This window comes from Serratia sp. TSA_105.2, assembly GCF_052692115.1.
This window is the reverse complement of record NZ_JBQZFT010000002.1, coordinates 547,444-563,091: the sequence shown is the minus strand read 5'-3', so window position 1 is coordinate 563,091 and position 15,648 is coordinate 547,444. Positions and strand designations below refer to the sequence as shown.

General features: G+C 62.2%; 14 protein-coding genes. 5 read left to right on the top strand and 9 right to left on the bottom strand.

From position 1 onward, the window contains the following. The first annotated feature begins 196 nt into the window (after positions 1 to 196). Together ACUTSC_RS09075 and ACUTSC_RS09070 are read left to right on the top strand one after the other, a co-directional pair. Positions 197 to 1,387, top strand: coding sequence for a DUF898 family protein (locus tag ACUTSC_RS09075; protein WP_197766735.1), 1,191 nt, complete (start codon positions 197 to 199; stop codon positions 1,385 to 1,387). 7 nt (positions 1,388 to 1,394) lie between these two features. Further along, positions 1,395 to 2,429, top strand: a complete 1,035-nt coding sequence (locus ACUTSC_RS09070) for a M48 family metalloprotease (RefSeq protein ID WP_197766931.1) — start codon at positions 1,395 to 1,397, stop codon at positions 2,427 to 2,429. Between the two features lie 49 nt (positions 2,430 to 2,478). Here ACUTSC_RS09070 and gpmA read toward each other — a convergent pair whose 3' ends face one another. From gpmA to modE, 9 genes are all read right to left on the bottom strand, one after another. Then, the gene (gpmA, locus tag ACUTSC_RS09065) at positions 2,479 to 3,231 is read right to left on the bottom strand and encodes a 2,3-diphosphoglycerate-dependent phosphoglycerate mutase (protein ID WP_033647147.1); all 753 of its coding nucleotides are present in this window, start codon (positions 3,229 to 3,231) and stop codon (positions 2,479 to 2,481) included. Positions 3,232 to 3,446: 215 nt separating this feature from the next. Continuing rightward, positions 3,447 to 3,794, bottom strand: coding sequence for a PsiF family protein (locus tag ACUTSC_RS09060; protein ID WP_033642211.1), 348 nt, complete (start codon positions 3,792 to 3,794; stop codon positions 3,447 to 3,449). Positions 3,795 to 3,991: 197 nt separating this feature from the next. Further along, complete coding sequence (galM, locus tag ACUTSC_RS09055; RefSeq protein ID WP_445653285.1) at positions 3,992 to 5,035, bottom strand: galactose-1-epimerase; 1,044 nt, start codon at positions 5,033 to 5,035, stop codon at positions 3,992 to 3,994. Next, positions 5,029 to 6,180 carry a galactokinase gene (galK, locus tag ACUTSC_RS09050; protein WP_197766733.1) on the bottom strand — a complete coding sequence of 384 codons (1,152 nt, stop codon included), beginning with the start codon at positions 6,178 to 6,180 and terminating at the stop codon, positions 5,029 to 5,031. Before galK ends, galM begins: the two co-directional genes overlap by 7 nt. Then, the gene (gene galT, locus ACUTSC_RS09045) at positions 6,177 to 7,229 is read right to left on the bottom strand and encodes a galactose-1-phosphate uridylyltransferase (protein WP_445653284.1); all 1,053 of its coding nucleotides are present in this window, start codon (positions 7,227 to 7,229) and stop codon (positions 6,177 to 6,179) included. The genes galK and galT overlap by 4 nt, the downstream gene beginning before the upstream one ends. Positions 7,230 to 7,513: 284 nt before the next feature. Further along, entirely contained in the window at positions 7,514 to 8,335 is an 822-nt protein-coding gene (locus ACUTSC_RS09040) for a CPBP family intramembrane glutamic endopeptidase (RefSeq protein WP_197766731.1), read from the bottom strand. A 166-nt stretch (positions 8,336 to 8,501) separates the two neighbouring features. Further along, positions 8,502 to 9,074 carry a cysteine hydrolase family protein gene (locus ACUTSC_RS09035; protein ID WP_142109428.1) on the bottom strand — a complete coding sequence of 191 codons (573 nt, stop codon included), beginning with the start codon at positions 9,072 to 9,074 and terminating at the stop codon, positions 8,502 to 8,504. Positions 9,075 to 9,169: 95 nt separating this feature from the next. Then, complete coding sequence (modF, locus tag ACUTSC_RS09030) at positions 9,170 to 10,657, bottom strand: molybdate ABC transporter ATP-binding protein ModF (RefSeq protein ID WP_197766730.1); 1,488 nt, start codon at positions 10,655 to 10,657, stop codon at positions 9,170 to 9,172. 90 nt (positions 10,658 to 10,747) lie between these two features. After that, positions 10,748 to 11,539 (bottom strand): molybdenum-dependent transcriptional regulator, encoded by a 792-nt coding sequence (modE, locus tag ACUTSC_RS09025; protein WP_197766729.1) that lies wholly within the window; start codon positions 11,537 to 11,539, stop codon positions 10,748 to 10,750. A 188-nt stretch (positions 11,540 to 11,727) separates the two neighbouring features. On the opposite strand from modE, the gene ACUTSC_RS09020 reads away from it, so the two are divergent. The 3 genes from ACUTSC_RS09020 to ACUTSC_RS09010 are packed head-to-tail and all read left to right on the top strand — an operon-like array spanning position 11,728 to position 15,647. Further along, positions 11,728 to 13,890, top strand: a complete 2,163-nt coding sequence (locus ACUTSC_RS09020) for a TonB-dependent siderophore receptor (protein ID WP_445653283.1) — start codon at positions 11,728 to 11,730, stop codon at positions 13,888 to 13,890. A gap of 4 nt (positions 13,891 to 13,894) precedes the next feature. Continuing rightward, on the top strand, positions 13,895 to 14,890 hold the full coding sequence (locus ACUTSC_RS09015) for an ABC transporter substrate-binding protein (protein WP_445653282.1): 996 nt from the start codon (positions 13,895 to 13,897) through the stop codon (positions 14,888 to 14,890). 1 nt (position 14,891) lies between these two features. Continuing rightward, the gene (locus tag ACUTSC_RS09010) at positions 14,892 to 15,647 is read left to right on the top strand and encodes a methyltransferase domain-containing protein (RefSeq protein ID WP_197773787.1); all 756 of its coding nucleotides are present in this window, start codon (positions 14,892 to 14,894) and stop codon (positions 15,645 to 15,647) included. Position 15,648 lies beyond the last annotated feature (1 nt).

The following is a 15,648-nucleotide window of genomic DNA, read 5'->3' as shown; positions in this document are numbered from 1 at the left end:
CACTTATTTAAGGCTTACAATTGATAGGCCAATTAAATCATTAAGCGGCCACCTTCGCATTATTCCTATTTAATAAAAGAATAATTGTCACTGCTCATGGCATTGTGCTTATATAAGACGCTTTTTTATTCCACAAACCCCGCATGACAAATAAGCGGGGAGTGGTATGACCTATTCCTTTCAGGACGAAAGAATTATGACAAGCAATACCTCGCAGCCGCTGGGGCTGCACCGGATTAAATTCCATGGGAAAGGCGGCGAGTACTTCGCTATTTGGTTAGTCAATGCATTATTGACCATCGTGACCCTGGGCATCTATTCCGCCTGGGCGACGGTGCGTCGTCGCCGCTATTTTTACGGCAACACGGAATTGGACGGCGATCGTTTCGACTACCATGCGCAGCCGCTGCAAATTCTGAAAGGGCGGCTGTTGGTGATCGGCGGCCTCATCGTATTTTATATCCTGTTGGCGGTAACGCCACTGTTGGGGCTGCTGGCTTTGCTGGTGTTGCTTGCCCTGCTGCCGTGGATCGTTATCCGCAGCTGGCGCTACAATGCGATTATGTCGAGCTATCGCGGCGTGCGTTTTAATTATGTTTGCCGCACCGGGCGCGCTTATTGGGCGTTACTGTTCTGCCCGCTATTACTGATTATCGGGCTTTATGTCGCCTTAATCATTTTGCTCAGCATTGGCAGCGGTTTTGACAGCATCAACGCCATCGGTCTGATGCTGGTGTTTACGCTGCTGTTGGCCGTGCCGGCATTCGCCGCCGTCAACGGTATTATTAGCGCGCTGCAGCACGATCTGTATGTTAATAATCTGTTCTTCGGCCGCACGCCGTTTATTGCCGAGCTGAAAAAGTCGGCCTTTATCAAATTTGCCTTGATCGGCCTGCTCATTTTCCTGCCGTTTATGTTGGCTGCGCTGGTATGTATGGGGTCGTTCATACTGTCCCTGTACCAAATGGTATTGATGGGCATGCTGACGGATGAAACCGCCGATTTGCTGGTGTTGGAAAATATTGGCAGTCTGCTGCTGATGATGGTGGTGCTGCTGATTGGCGCCTTGATCGCCGGCAGCTATCAGGTCGTCGCCCAACGCAACTATCTGTTTAACCAGGCGACGCTGAACGGCAACGTTAAACTGCACTCTTCCATGCAAACGCTGCCGTATATGGGGCTGTTGATCACCAATACCCTGATCACCCTGTTCTCGCTCGGTTTCGCCGTGCCGGTGGCGGAAGTGCGCCACGCCCGTTATCTGGCGGAGTGCACGGCGGTCGAAGGCGATCTGGCGTTGCTGGACATCGCGGCGCATCAGGAAACCGCCAACAGTGCGGTGGCCGAAGAAGCGGTGCAGGCGCTGGATCTGGGTGGCAGCTTCTGAGGCGCCGATGATCCTCGAGGGCGCCTATCAGTTGCCGGGGCGGGCCGCACGTGAGGCGGCTCGCCTGCTGGTGAACGAAAGCGGCGAGGGCGTGACGCTGCAGCGGCAGGATGAGCAACGTTACATCCCCTTGGCGGACATCACCGTCTCTGCGGCGCTGGGCAATATCCCGCTGACGCTGACCTTCAAGGACGGCGCGCGCTTTGTGCCGAACGACGATGCGGCCTTTCGCCGCTGGTTCTATCAGCGCCGTTCGCCGGGTTGGGTGCACCGCCTGGAGCGCCATAAACGCGGCGTCGCCCTGGCGCTGTTGATGACGCTGCTGGCCGCCGTGGCCTACGTTAACGTCGTGCTGCCGTGGGCGAGCAGCGAAATCGCCATGCGCATCCCCACTTCGGTGGAACAGACGCTGGGCGAGCATACGCAGACGTTTTTGAGCCAGAGCGGTTTTGAACCCTCCGCATTGCCGGCTGAGCGGCAGCAGGCGTTGCAGCAGCTGTTCCGGCAGGTGATGCCGGCCGAGATGCGTCTGGAGCGTACGCCGCTGTCGTTGAAGCTGATGGCGGTGCCCGGGGCGCCGAACGCCTTTATGTTGCCGGACGGCACGCTGGTGCTCAGCGATGGGCTGGTCGCCCTGTCGAAAAACGACGATGGGCTGGCGGCGGTGATGTTACATGAGATGGGGCATCACGCTCATCGTCACCCGATGCGCATGTTGGTGCGTTCGTCACTGGTGGCGTTGACGCTGATGTGGATGACCGGCGACGTCAGCGGCATCGGCGACACGCTGCTGCAGTCTGCGTCCTTCGTGAATGAGATGCAGTTTTCACGCGGGATGGAGCGCGAGGCGGATGCGTTCGCGATAGCGGAAATGCAGCGGCAGGGGCGTTCGCTGGCGCAAATGGCGGCTATCTATCGCGCGTTGGCGCAGGCGCCTGAACGCGAAACGGCTGACGGCTGGGCGCTGCCGGCCTGGCTCAGCACCCATCCGGCGATGCAGGAACGGCTGGACGCGGTGAATGAGGCGATGGCGCAGCAGTAATAAAAAAGCCCCCGGCTTTCACCGGGGGCTTTTTCGTTAACGGGCGAAATTACTTCGCTTTACCCTGGTTTGCCACGGCGGCCGCTTTTGCAGCGATCTCGTCGGCGTTACCCAGGTAGTAACGTTTGATAGGCTTGAAGTTCTCGTCGAATTCATACACCAACGGCACGCCGGTTGGGATGTTCAGCTCGAGGATTTCGTCTTCGCTCAGGTTATCCAGGTATTTCACCAGCGCGCGCAGCGAGTTGCCGTGCGCCGCAACGATCACGCGCTCGCCGCTCTTGATGCGTGGCAGGATCTCTTCGTCCCAGTAAGGGATAACGCGATCGATGGTCAGCGCCAGGCTTTCGGTCAGCGGCAGCTCTTGCTCGGTCAGCGAGGCGTAGCGCGGATCGTGGCCAGGGTAACGTTCGTCTTCTTTGGTCAGCTCAGGTGGGGTCACCGCGAAGCCGCGACGCCATTGTTTCACCTGCTCGTCGCCGTATTTTTCGGCGGTTTCCGCTTTGTTCAGACCCTGCAGCGCGCCGTAGTGACGTTCGTTCAGCTTCCAGGATTTTTCGGTCGGCAACCAGGCCTGATCCAGCTCGTCGAGGATGTTCCACAGGGTGTGGATCGCGCGCTTCAGTACGGAGGTGTAAGCGAAGTCGAAAGTGAAACCTTCTTCTTTCAACAGCTTGCCTGCTGCTTTCGCTTCGGTACGGCCCTTGTCGGACAGATCGACATCATACCAACCGGTGAAGCGGTTTTCTTGGTTCCACTGGCTTTCGCCGTGACGCACCAGAACCAGCTTAGTTACAGCCATAGCTTAACTCCTTAATAATCTGACATTTCAATGATAACGAAAATCATTATATTGCCGCGGGCCGGGGCTCGGCAATCGATAGTGTCTAACCATAGCCAATTTCTTGCCGCAAAGTAAGGGCTGGCGAAAGGAAAAAGCTGAATCGTTCAGGCTGGCGCTGCGAAGGGGAAATGGCGCGCCGAAATTGCTCCGGGCGCGCCGTGGCGCGGGGAAAATCAGGCCGATTTTTTCAGGCAGTTGCTCATGAAGGTTTTACGTGCGTCGCCCTTCAGATCCTTGGTCTTGGCGTCGGCGTTGCAGCTTTTCATTTTCTGCTGCTGCGGCGTCAGGGTTTTGCCCGTCGCGGCGGCGCCTTCGGATTTCAGACAGGTGCTCATGAAGGTGGAGCGATCGGCGCCTTTCAGCGATTTGGTGGATGCCTGTTGGTTGCAATCGGTCATGCGTTTCTGTTGGGCCGCCTGCGCCGGAGAAGGCGTTTTCGTCGCCGTCGTCGCGTCGGCCGCCATCAGATTGGTGCTCAGCATTAAGCCCGCCAGCAATGGAAGTGCAGTAATCAGACGCATAGGTGTTCCTTCAGCTATTGATTGGCCGCCATCGGCCGAAAATGGTGACGTTGCACAAGGCGTTGTGCTTATCACGGTAGCCTGAGTGTAGTGCGCGCTTTGGAATAAGGGAAGGTGGGCGCCGGTGGGGGGATAGCGCTAAAAGGTAAGCATTTATAACAAATTGCCCCCGGCCGCACGGCGAGGGGCGTAGCGGGTCAGATAGGATAAAACTGATAATGCGTGGCGCTGCGGTAGCGGCTCCCCGGCTGCAGCCAGCAGTCCGGCTGCGGCCACTCGGGATGGTGTGGGCTGTCCGGCAAAAACTCGCTCTCCAGCGCCACGCCGGCATGGTCGGCGTAGCTGCCGCCATCGCGCGCCGGCGTGCCGGCCAGGTAATTGCCGCTGTAGAGTTGCAGCGCAGGCGCGTCGGTGAACACGCTCATTTGCACTTGCCCGTCGGCGGACCACAAATGGGCCGCCGGGCTCTCCAGCGCCCCACAGGTACGATGCAGCAGGAATGCGTGATCGTAGCCTTTCACCCGCTGTTGGTCGCTGTCGCGCAGGAAATCCTGCAGCAGCGTTTTCGGCTGACGAAAATCCATGCCGCTGCCGTCCACCGGCGTCAGATCGGCGCAGGGAATGCCCTCGGCGTCGACGGGCAGATAGCGATCGGCGAACAGCTGCAGCCGCTGGGCGCGAGCGTCGGTGCCGGCGCCGTCCAGGTTGAAATAGGCGTGGTTGGTCAGGTTGATCGGGCAGGGGCGATCGACCTGCGCCAGGTAGCTGATTTCCAGACGATTGTCGTGAGTCAGGCGGTAACAAACCTGCACGTCGAGATTGCCGGGGAAGCCCTGATCGCCCTCCGCTGAATGCAACGCATAGCAGACCTGTTGCGCATCGTGCTGTACCCGGCGCCAGCGGCGGGCATGAAAACCGTCGGGGCCGCCGTGCAGCTGGTGGGCGCCCTGATTGGCGGCCAGCGCATGGGGTTTTCCGTCGATGGGCAGGCTGGCGTTGGCGATGCGGTTGGCGTAACGGCCGACGGTGGCGCCCAGATAGGCGCCCTGACGCGGGTAGTCCGCCGGGCTGTGGCAGCCGAGCAGCAGCTCGCGCTTTTCACCGGATTTGAGCGGCAAGACGGCGGACAGCCAGGTGGCGCCCCAGTCCATCAGCGTCACCGCCATGCCACCGGCGTTTTGCAGCTGGGTCAGCTGATAAGGTTGCCCATCAGGGGCAAGTGCCGCCGTTGCCGTCAGCATAGGCCGGCGCCTTGCGAAGCCTGGCAGACATAGAAGGTTTCCTGTAATCCGCCGGTTTGCCGTGGATACTCGTGCGCCACGGCGGCACGCACCGTCTCCACGAGATCCTGCGGCATCAGCGCGACGATGCAGCCGCCAAAGCCGCCGCCGGTCATGCGCACGCCGCCGCGCGGGCCGATCGCCGCTTTGACGATCTCGACCAGCTTATCGATCGGCGGCACGGTGATTTCAAAGTCGTCGCGCATCGAGGCATGCGACTCCGCCATTAGCTGACCCATGCGCTGCAGATCGCCGGCCGCCAGCGCGTCGGCCGCTGCCAGCGTGCGGGCGTTCTCGCTGATCACATGGCGTGCGCGTTTGGCCACTAACGGATCGAGCTGGTGTTGACGCGCTTCAAACTGTTCGGGGCTGACGTCGCGCAGCGCCTTGACGCCGAAGAAGCGCGCCGCTTCCTCGCACTGTTTGCGGCGGGTGTTGTATTCGCTGTCCACCAGCCCGCGTTGCACATTGGAGTTGACGATCACCACCGCGACGTTGTCCGGCATCGGCACCTCACGGGTCTCCAGCGAGCGGCAGTCGATCAGCAGAGCGCTGTCGCGCCGGCCGAGCGCGGAGATCAGCTGGTCCATGATGCCGCAGTTGCAGCCGACGAACTGGTTCTCCGCCTCCTGGCCGTTCAGCGCCAGCGCGACGCCGTCCAGCGGCAGCTGATAGAGCGCCTGCAGCGCCTGGCCCACCGCCACTTCCAGCGCGGCGGAGGAGCTGAGCCCCGCCCCTTGCGGCACATTACCGGCGATCACCAGATCCGCGCCGCCGAAGTCGGCGCTGCGGCGCTGAAGGTGCTTCACCACGCCGCGCACATAGTCGGACCAGCGCTGATCGGGGTGGCTGACGATCGGATCGTCGAGCGAGAATTGATCCTGCTGATTCTGATAATCGGCGGCCAGTACGCGGATCTGACGGTCGTCGCGCTTGGCGCAGGCGATGACGGTTTGATAATCGATGGCGCAGGGCAGCACGTAGCCGTCGTTGTAATCGGTATGTTCGCCGATCAGGTTCACCCGCCCCGGCGCTTGGATGGTCAACGCCGGCGCGTAGCCGAAGTGTTCGGTAAACAGGGAATGGGTAAGCAGTTTCAGGCTCATGCTTGGGCTCCGGCTTCACGGTAATGAATATCGCTGACGGCGCGCAGACGCGCTGCGGCCTGTTCGGCGGTCAGATCGCGCTGGGTTTCCGCCAGCATCTCGTAACCGACCATAAATTTACGCACGCTGGCTGAACGCAGCAGCGGCGGGTAGAAATGGGCGTGCAACTGCCAGTGTCGGTTGTCGGCGCCGTTGAACGGCGCACCGTGCCATCCCATCGAATAGGGGAAGGAGCACTGGAACAGGTTGTCGTAGCGGCTGGTCAGCTTCTTCAGCGCCAGCGCCAGATCTTGGCTTTGCGCCGCGCTGAGATCGGTAATGCGCTGCACCGCCGCTTTCGGCAGCAGCAGCGTTTCAAACGGCCAGGCGGCCCAGTAGGGCACCACCGCCAGCCAGTGTTCGGTGTTCACCACGATACGTTCGCCGGCGGTCAGCTCGCGCTGCGCATAGTCCAGCAGCAGCGGGGAGGCGTGTTCCTGAAAATACTCGTGCTGCAGGCGATCTTCGCGCTCGGCCTCGTTCGGCAGAAAACTGTTGGCCCAGACCTGCCCGTGCGGGTGCGGGTTGGAGCAGCCCATTGCCGCGCCTTTGTTTTCGAACAGCTGTACCCAGGGATACTGCTTGCCCAGCTCATCGGTTTGCGCCTGCCAGGCGGCGACCACCTGCTCCAGCGCCGGCAGCGGCAATTCGGGCAGGGTCTTGCTGTGATCGGGAGAGAAGCAGATCACCCGGCTGACGCCGCGCGCGCTCTGGCTGCGCATCAAAGGATCCTGGCTGTCGGGCGCCGGCGGCGTATCGCTCATCAGCGCGGCAAAATCGTTGGTGAAGACGTAGGTGCCGCGATAATCCGGGTTGCGATCGCCGGTGACGCGCGCATTACCCGGGCACAGGAAACAGTCGGGATCGTGCGCCGGCAGCGTTTCCGTCGGGACGGCCTCTTGTTGGCCCTGCCAGGGGCGCTTGGCGCGGTGCGGTGAAACCAGCACCCACTGGCCGCTCAGCGGGTTGTAGCGGCGGTGCGGATGGTCGATAGGGTCAAATTCCGTCATACGGTTCCTTTCTTGGCGTCGACGAGGTGTAATCGTTTCCAGTTACCGTCTTAATACGCCCGTTGCTGAACAGGGAGAGGTCATTGCGAAAAAAGATAGCACGCTCGCGACGGTAAAAAGGTGATCTAACGCGAAAAATGGAATCGTTTACACTTCATTGAAATGCGCCGGATGGGCGGAGAAAAGCCGGTGGTAACGTGATAGAGGGCATTGCGGTGAGATAATGGTGATAGCGTTTTCACTCAACCAGCCGGCAGAGAGGGGCTCTCTGCCGGCTTCAGCCGTTAAGGATGCTGATACAGCGGGTAGGTGAAGAACAGCAGATGGGTCAGATTAAGCCCGAAATGGAACAGAATCGGCACCCACAGGCGGCCGCTCCACATCCACGCCAGGCCGTAGATCACCCCGGCCAGCGTCGCGAAGATCACCATCAGCATGCCGCCGGCCAAATGCGCGGCGCCGAACACCAAAGAGGCGACGATCAGCGCCGGCCAGGCGCCCAGCCACTGGCTGAGGCGCTGTTGCAGGTAACCGCGAAACAGCGCTTCTTCGGCCATACAGACGAAGAACAGGTTCGCCATCACGAAAGGCAGCATCCAGGCGGGCGCATGCAGCTCGATTTTTAAGCCACCCAGCGCCACGGCCAGCAGCAACAGCGCCGGTACGCTGATGATCAATGCAATCCAGGAACCCGAGGCGACGCTTTTTTCCGCTTTATCGGTTCTGAACAGCGTGGGCAAGCAGGCGAACAGCAGGAAGGGCACCATCGCCTTGTCGAAGTTGTAATACATGGTGAACGGCGCGCTGAGCGGGCCGGCTTTTTCGCCGTCGATCATCAGCTGGTTGTGGATGCCCGGTACCAGATGCAAGAACAGCGCGACGCAGCCGGCGACCACCAACCCTTCGAACGCGATCGCCAGATTACGCTGCTCGCGAAAATGGTGACGCAGCCCCGCCAACGCTACGATCGCCAGCAGATAACTCAGGCTGAGCGGCGTCAGCACCCCATGATAAAGCCCCATGCCCGCCGAGGCGGCCAGGATCACCCAGGCTATCAGCCGGTTAAACGGCAAGAAAAATAACGAAGCAGCCAATACGCCCCACATAAGATGTCCCTTTAAATATGTACACGGCGCTCAGCGCCTTTGCGGCGTGCGATGATGGCGAGATTGAGCGCTAAAGCGGATAGTAGCACACCAAGATGACGCTAAAGGTCGGGGCAGTGACGTATTCGTGCATGATGCCGGCCCACACGACCGGCGGCGATGAGAGTTAGCCTTTCATCCAGGCCTGCGAACGGGTGATTTCGGCCAGATTTTGCAGGGTATCCAGGCTCTGCTGGTGGATTTCCTGCGTGGGCGCTGCGCACAGATCGTGCAGTACGGTCACCTGAAAGCCGGCGTCGTGCGCCTGGCGCGCGGTACTCTCGATGGCGAGCGGCGTGCTGATGCCCGCCAGCAGCAAATGGTGGCACCGATGTTGCCGCAGCCAGGCTAACAAATTGTTACCGGAGAAGGCGCTGACCGCCGTTTTTTCAAACTGCAGATCGGTCTCTTCCTGATGCAGTTCGGGCACCCAGCGGCAGCCCGGGCTGTTAAGCCGCAGCGCGCCTATCTGTTTCAAATGGTTGAACAGCGGCGAGTGGGGGGGAATATCATGATAATCGTCGGCGAATCCCACCCGCACCCAAATCACCGGGATTTTTCGCACCCGGGCGTAGGTCGCGGCGGCATTGACGTTGGCGAGAAGGTGGGTCGCCAGCACCTGTTCGCGGCAGTGGTTGGCGCGCCCTTTGGGCCCGATCAGATCCTCGATCAGGTCGATAATAATCAACGCAGCGGACATGGCGTCTCCAGAAAGTGGCCTTCTTTCTTTCTATGATAAAAGGCCAAATGTGATGTGCTGCGGTGAAGTGTTGCCGGATATGTTTACGCCGCGTTTCAGGCGGAGGCCGCCTCCAGCCGTTGCTGTTGGTAGCCGTAGCCGCCTTCGTCGTCGGGCACGAAGCTGAGGCGGTGTGTGATGCACTGCGGCGCGTCTTCGGCATGGTGCGAGACGAACAGCAGTTGGGTGGCACCCTGGCCGATCAGCACGTCGATGAAGCGGCGCACCAGCTGGCGATTGAGCGGATCCAACCCTTGCAGCGGCTCGTCGAGGATCAGCAGCGCCGGGTGTTTCACCAGCGCGCGGGCGATCAGCGCCAGCCGCTGTTGGCCCCAGGAAAGGCTATGGAACGGGGCATCCCCGTGCGCGCCGTCGAGCCCGAGCAGCGCCAGCCATTGTTCGGTCAGCTGCCGCTGACGATCCGACACCGCCTGATAAATGCCGATCGAGTCGAAGAACCCCGACAGCACCACGTTGCGTACGCTGGTGTTGACCCGATAATCCAGATGCAGGCTGCTGCTGACGTAGCCGATATGGCGCTTGATCTCCCAGATGGTTTCCCCGCTGCCGCGGCGGCGGCCGAACAGCGTCAGATCGTTGCTGTAGCCCTGCGGATGATCGCCGGTGATCAAACTGAGCAGCGTGGATTTGCCGGCGCCGTTCGGGCCGACGATCTGCCAATGTTCACCGGGGTTAACCTGCCAGTCGAGATGATTGAGGATCGGCCGATCGTTATAGCTGACGACGCCGTCGCGCAGGACGATCAGCGGCCGATCCGCCGGCAGCGTCACCTTTTGCGTCGGATCCTCGGTCTCCGGCAGCGCCAGCCCGCTGAGATTTTCGCTGTGCGCCAGCTGCGCCACCAGCGCGTCCGCCATCACCTGGCGGCGCGGCCCGCGGCTGGTCAGGGTGCAGTCCGCCAGCACGCCCACCTGCCGGACAAAATCCGGAATTTCGTCGAACCGGTTGAGCACCAGCACCACGGTTTGGCCCTGGGCGGAAAGCTCGCTCAGCAACGCGGCGAGCTGCGCGCGCGAGTGCACGTCCAGCCCGTCGAAGGGCTCGTCGAGGATCAGCAGGTCAGGCTCGGGCATCAGCGCCCGGCACAGCAGGGTTTTACGCGTTTCGCCGGTGGAGAGGTATTTGAAGCGGCGCGTCAGCAGGGCGGTGATGCCGAACTGCGCGGCCAGCCGCTCACAGCGCGCGGCGTCTTTCACCTCTTCCTGAATGATTTCCGCTGCGGTGCGGCCGGTGTCGTCCTCGTCCGCGCTGAGCAGATCGGTGTTGTTGCGTTGCCACTCGTCGCTGACCATTTTTTGCAGCTGTTCGAAGGAGATGCGCACCGCGTGCTGAAAATCGCTGCGGCGTTCACCGCTCAGCAGAACCAGTTCGTCCCCCAGCGCGCGCGCCAGGGCAGATTTGCCGCTGCCGTTGGCGCCGACGAAGGCCCAGCTGTCGCCAGCCTGGATTTCCAGCGCGTCCAGCGTCAGGGTGCGGGTATCGCTTAAGCGGAATGAACCTTGCGAAATGTGCAACGACGACATCACCTGTTCCTTTTTTTGCAATTATTTGCCTTAGAAATAGGCGCATTGCAGGGGGATGTCAATCAACAAAAACGCAACGTCACGTTGCGCTTAACACAACGTGGCGACAATCACGCGATCGGCGTTGAACAGGGCGTGTACGGCGGCGCCGACGCTCAGCTGCAGACGCTGCAACTCCGCCGTCGTCAGGGTGGCGCACAGGGTTTCGCCGCCCGCCAGCGTCACCAGCACCTCGCTGTGTTCAGCGCCTGGCTGAATGCCGGCCACCACGCCTGCCAGCGCGTTATCTGCGTCGGTATGCTCCGCCGTATCGACGCTTAACCGCACCCAGGGCGCCTTGATCAGCGCCAGCACCTCTTTACCCGGCGTCAGCTGCAGCCGGTCGGCGCTTTGTTGGGTGACGGCCGCCATCAGGCGAGTGGTGCCGTCGTTCAACAAAATCGCCAGGTGCTGCTGCACCTGCTGATGATCGCGTTCGATGACGGTGCCGAAGAACTGATTGCGCGCGCTGGTTTGCAGCGAGAAGCGCGAGATGGCCGCCAGCAGGCTGTCGAGCGGCAGATCGTCCTGCTGCAATACGTCGAAAGCTTTTTGCTGCACCTGGCCCAGCAGGTCATACAGCTGGATCAACCGCTGGCCATAGTGCGTCAGCTGCGCGCCGCCGCCGCCTTTACCGCCGGTGGCGCGTTCCACCACTGTTTGTTCCGCCAGTTGGTTCATTTCATTGATGGCGTCCCAGGCGCTTTTGTAGCTGATGCCCGCCAGTTTGGCGCCCTGGCTGATGGAGCCGGTGTGCTGCACCTGTTTCAGCAACGCGATGCGGCGTGGATCGGCGAACAGCTTTTGCTGGAGTTTGAGAGTCAGAAGAATTTCGGCCTGCATAGCGCATCCTGTCGGCGGCAAAAATCTTATTGTCGCCGATTTGGCGGCAAAGCGCCAAACGCAGTGCGGTGGAGCGCGGGGCAATAAAGACTGGCATTGCTTTATTGTTATAATATAACATAACTAAAAAACGATAAGGCTTTACGCCGGCTGCGGCCGGTTTTTATTTCACCACAGGGATGCTCCACATGAGTACGACACGCCGGCGTCTTGTCACGCCCAGAAAATCTTTATGCCTTGCCGCCGCCTGGGTCGGCGGCGCACTGACGGCGCCGCTGGCTTTCGCTGCCGACTGCGATAAAGCCCGCAATGCCACGGGGTGCGAAGAACAGCTCACCGTGGAGGCGGCGGCCCCCGCCGGGCGCTACGATGCGTTGAGCGCCGTGAGCCGCAGCGCTTCGCAGCTCGGGCTGACCGCTCGGGAGACGCCGCGCAGCGTCGATATCATCAGCGCAAGGGCGATCCAACAGCGGGGCGACCGCTCGCTGGCCGCCGCCGTCGAGCACGCCACCGGTCTGTCCGGCGTCGCTTCGCCAACGTTGTCCAATAACTTTTCCGCGCGCGGTTTCCGGCCTATCGCCTGGTTGTATAACGGCGTGGAGATGCCCGGCAGCACGCTGCAGTTGGGCGATCCGGCGCATTACGACAGCATCGAGGTACTGCGCGGGCCGGGATCGGCCTTGAACGGCCTGAGCGCCGCGGGCGGCAGCGTCAACCTGATCTCGCGGCGGCCGACCTTCAGCCGCCAGCCGCTCGAGCTCGATTATGGCTTCGGCAGTTACCGCAGCCAGCGTCTGCATCTGGGGGCCGGCGGCGCGCTGGTGGACGATGCGGTGGCGTACCGGTTGGACGTCAGCGGCAACGACAGCGGCAGCAACGTGCAGTATGAACGCGATCGGCAGAAGCGGGTTTCCGGCTCGCTGCTGTTTAAGCTGACGGACGATGCGCTGTTGACGCTGAGCCTGGACCGCATGCTCAATCGCACCAACAACCCTTACTACGGCACGCCGCTGCTGGACGGGCGCATTGCCAGCGAGCTGCGCGACATCAATTACAACAACCTGACCGACAGCCGCATCCAGAGCAACGCCACCGCATTTCAGGCCAGCCTGGACTGGTTTATGACGCCCGAAGTGGAATGGCATAACCAATTCTATTACTACAGCGGCTTTCGCGAGTGGCGCAACGTCGAACGCTTTCGCGTCGCGGCGGCGGCCCGGCCCGGCGACGTCAACCGCGACTCCTTCGGTGCCCTGGCGCACGACGACGATCTGATCGGCAACCGCAGTTCGCTGGTATTCGACCGCGCCATCGCCGGTTTCGATAACCGGTTGCTGGTCGGCCTCGATCTGAGCAAGCGGCATTTTCAGTATTACTCCAACGGCTTCCCCGGCTCGGAAGACGTACCGCTTGGCGCGCCGCCCCGAGAGCCGTTCGCCCAGGGTACCGACCGCCAACGCGCGCCGGTGCGCCACGTTACCCAGAACCAGTACGCCGCCTTTCTCGAGGATCGCTTCAGCCTGACCGAGCGTTTAGCGTTGCTGGGCCAGCTGCGCTACAACCATATGAACATGGACTGGCGCTTCCAGGGGCCGCAGGAAGAGAGCCGCGCGCACACCTACGTTTTCAGCACCTGGAGCCTGGGCCCCAGCTATGCATTGACCGATAACCTCACGCTCTACGCCAACTACACCACCGGCCAGGAGCCGGGCAACGATCTGTTCTTCCTCAGCCCAACGCAGACCGATCTGCCGCTGACGCGAGCGCGCCAGTGGGAGGCCGGCGCCAAAGGGCAGTTCTGGGGTAACAAGGGCGAGGCGACGCTGGCGCTGTACGAACTGCGCAAGGACAACCTGTTTGTGCCCGACGCACAGCGGCCGGATGCGTTGAACGCGGTAGGCAGACAGACGTCGCGCGGCATCGAGCTTGGCGTGGTGCTGCGTCCCGACGAGCGCTGGGAGCTGGCCGGCAACGCCGCCTACACGCACGCCCGCTACGACGACTATCGCGGCGGCAGCCCGCTGCGCAGCTACAACGGCAATCGCCCGGCCTATATCCCGGACTGGACCGCCAACCTCAGCGTGCATTATCAGGCGACGGCGCGCCTGGGGCTGGCTTCTTCACTGCGCTACGTCGGCAGCAGTTACAACGACGACGCCAACCGGCGCAAGATGCGCGCGTACACCACGCTCGATCTGGCGGCGGATTATCAGCTGACGCCGATCGTCGATGTCGGTTTCCGCATTCGCAACGCCACCAACCAGCTGTATGCCTATCAGCGCACTTACCCGGATCAGGCGCTGATCGCGCCGCCGCGCAGTTATGAAACCTTCGTGTCGGTCAGGTTCTGACGGCGTGAAACGCTGGCTTGCTCTGCTGTTGTGCGCCTTGGGATTGGGCGGGGGCGCGCCGCTGCGTGCCGATGCCGCCAGCCTGCAAAATTGCGGGGTAACGCACGATTACCCGCAGCCGCCGCAGCGGGTGCTGGTTTACGCCAACCCGGCGCTGGAAAACCTGCTGGCGCTGGGGCTGGCTGGCCGCGCGATCGGCGTGGTCGGGTATGACCGCGCGCGCGATCCCGCGCCGACGGCGTCGGCCAATGCGCTGCAGGCGCCCACCAGCCCGGCGCCGCCCACGGCGGAAGCGTTGCTGCTGATGCGGCCGGATTTTGTCTATTCGGCCAGCTATTACTGGCTGCACAGCCCGGAAACGCCCGATCGGGCGCGGCTGGCGGAATGGGGCATCGGCACTTATCTCTCTCCTGGCGCCTGCAGCGGCCAGCAAAGCGCGATCGCCGCCGCGCTGACGTTCGAAGACATTTTCACCGAGCTACGGGAGCTGGCGCGTATTTTCAACGTCAGGCGCGCCGGTGAAGCGCTGATCGCGCGGCTGCGCGGGCAACTTCAGGCGTTTGAGGCGCAGCACGCGCCGCTGCCGCATTTACGTCTGCTGTGGTGGTATGCCGGCGCGCAAACGCCCTACGTGGCGGGCTGCTGCGGCGCGCCAGGTTTGCTGAGCCTCAGCGTCGGCAGCGAGAACCTGTTCGGCGATCGGCCCGAGCTGTGGCCGACGGTGTCCTGGGAGGTTATCGCCGCCCGCGATCCGGATGCGATCGTGCTTGGCGATCTGCCGCGCGGCGGCTTCGGCGACAGCGCGGCCGACAAGATTGCCTTTCTGGAGCATCACCCGCTGACCGCGACGCTTCGCGCCGTGCGTCAGCGGCGCTACGTGATCCTCCCCGGTTACGACATGGACCCTTCCGCCCGCACCGTGGTGGCGCTGGGCCGTTTGATTCGGGGCCTGGCGGCCTTGCCGCCGCAGGCTGCGACTTTTTCCAACAAGGAACCTTAATATGACTGCCGTTTCATTCTCTTCGCTGCTGGACTCCTGGGATCGTCAGCAGGCGGCCTACATCGCCGAACGGGAAGCGCGTTTTAACGCCCAGCTGGAGGTGCTGGCGCTGGCCGCCGGCCAGGATTTTCACGTGGTGGATCTGGCCTGCGGCCCGGGCTCGCTGAGCCTGCGCATTTTGCAGCGCTTTCCGCAGGCCAGAGTGACCGCCATCGATCTCGATCCGCTGCTGCTGGCGGTGGCGCGCGGGGCGCTGGCGGAATACGGCGATCGGATCCGCATTCTGCAGGCCGATCTGGCGGATCCGGCCTGTTTTACCGCGCTGTCCGGCCCCGCGCCACAGGCGGCGGTGTCCAGCACGGCGCTGCACTGGCTGATGCCCGAGCAGCAGCTGGCGCTGTACCGCAACGTTGCCGGGCTGCTGGCCGACGGCGGCGTATTCCTCAACGCCGATCATCAGCGCTATGACCAGCGTCAGCCGCGGTTGAAAGCGTTGGCGGAGCGGCATGATGAGCAGACCCAACAGCGCGCCTGGGACAACGGCGTTGAGGATTGGGATCGCTGGTTTGCGGGCGCGCTGCAATCGCCGGCGCTGGCCGCTTATCAGGCCGAGCGTGAAGCGCTGTTCGCCGGCCGCCCGGTGCCGCCGCCGACGCCGGTGGACTTCCAGCTCGCGGCCCTCAGGCAGGCCGGTTTCAGCGAGGCGGGGACGGTGTGGCAGCTGTTGGACGACTATGTGATCGCAGGCTGGAAATAGC

Excerpts from the sequence above, each read along its gene's own strand:
- ACUTSC_RS09060 (WP_033642211.1), bottom strand. The coding sequence starts at position 3,794 with ATGCGTCTGATTACTGCACTTCCATTGCTGGCGGGCTTAATGCTGAGC.
- galT (WP_445653284.1), bottom strand. The coding sequence starts at position 7,229 with ATGACGGAATTTGACCCTATCGACCATCCGCACCGCCGCTACAACCCG.
- ACUTSC_RS09020 (WP_445653283.1), top strand. The coding sequence starts at position 11,728 with ATGAGTACGACACGCCGGCGTCTTGTCACGCCCAGAAAATCTTTATGC.
- gpmA (WP_033647147.1), bottom strand. The coding sequence starts at position 3,231 with ATGGCTGTAACTAAGCTGGTTCTGGTGCGTCACGGCGAAAGCCAGTGG.
- ACUTSC_RS09035 (WP_142109428.1), bottom strand. The coding sequence starts at position 9,074 with ATGTCCGCTGCGTTGATTATTATCGACCTGATCGAGGATCTGATCGGG.
- ACUTSC_RS09040 (WP_197766731.1), bottom strand. The coding sequence starts at position 8,335 with ATGTGGGGCGTATTGGCTGCTTCGTTATTTTTCTTGCCGTTTAACCGG.
- galM (WP_445653285.1), bottom strand. The coding sequence starts at position 5,035 with ATGCTGACGGCAACGGCGGCACTTGCCCCTGATGGGCAACCTTATCAG.
- modF (WP_197766730.1), bottom strand. The coding sequence starts at position 10,657 with ATGTCGTCGTTGCACATTTCGCAAGGTTCATTCCGCTTAAGCGATACC.
- ACUTSC_RS09075 (WP_197766735.1), top strand. The coding sequence starts at position 197 with ATGACAAGCAATACCTCGCAGCCGCTGGGGCTGCACCGGATTAAATTC.
- ACUTSC_RS09070 (WP_197766931.1), top strand. The coding sequence starts at position 1,395 with ATGATCCTCGAGGGCGCCTATCAGTTGCCGGGGCGGGCCGCACGTGAG.
- modE (WP_197766729.1), bottom strand. The coding sequence starts at position 11,539 with ATGCAGGCCGAAATTCTTCTGACTCTCAAACTCCAGCAAAAGCTGTTC.
- galK (WP_197766733.1), bottom strand. The coding sequence starts at position 6,180 with ATGAGCCTGAAACTGCTTACCCATTCCCTGTTTACCGAACACTTCGGC.
- ACUTSC_RS09010 (WP_197773787.1), top strand. The coding sequence starts at position 14,892 with ATGACTGCCGTTTCATTCTCTTCGCTGCTGGACTCCTGGGATCGTCAG.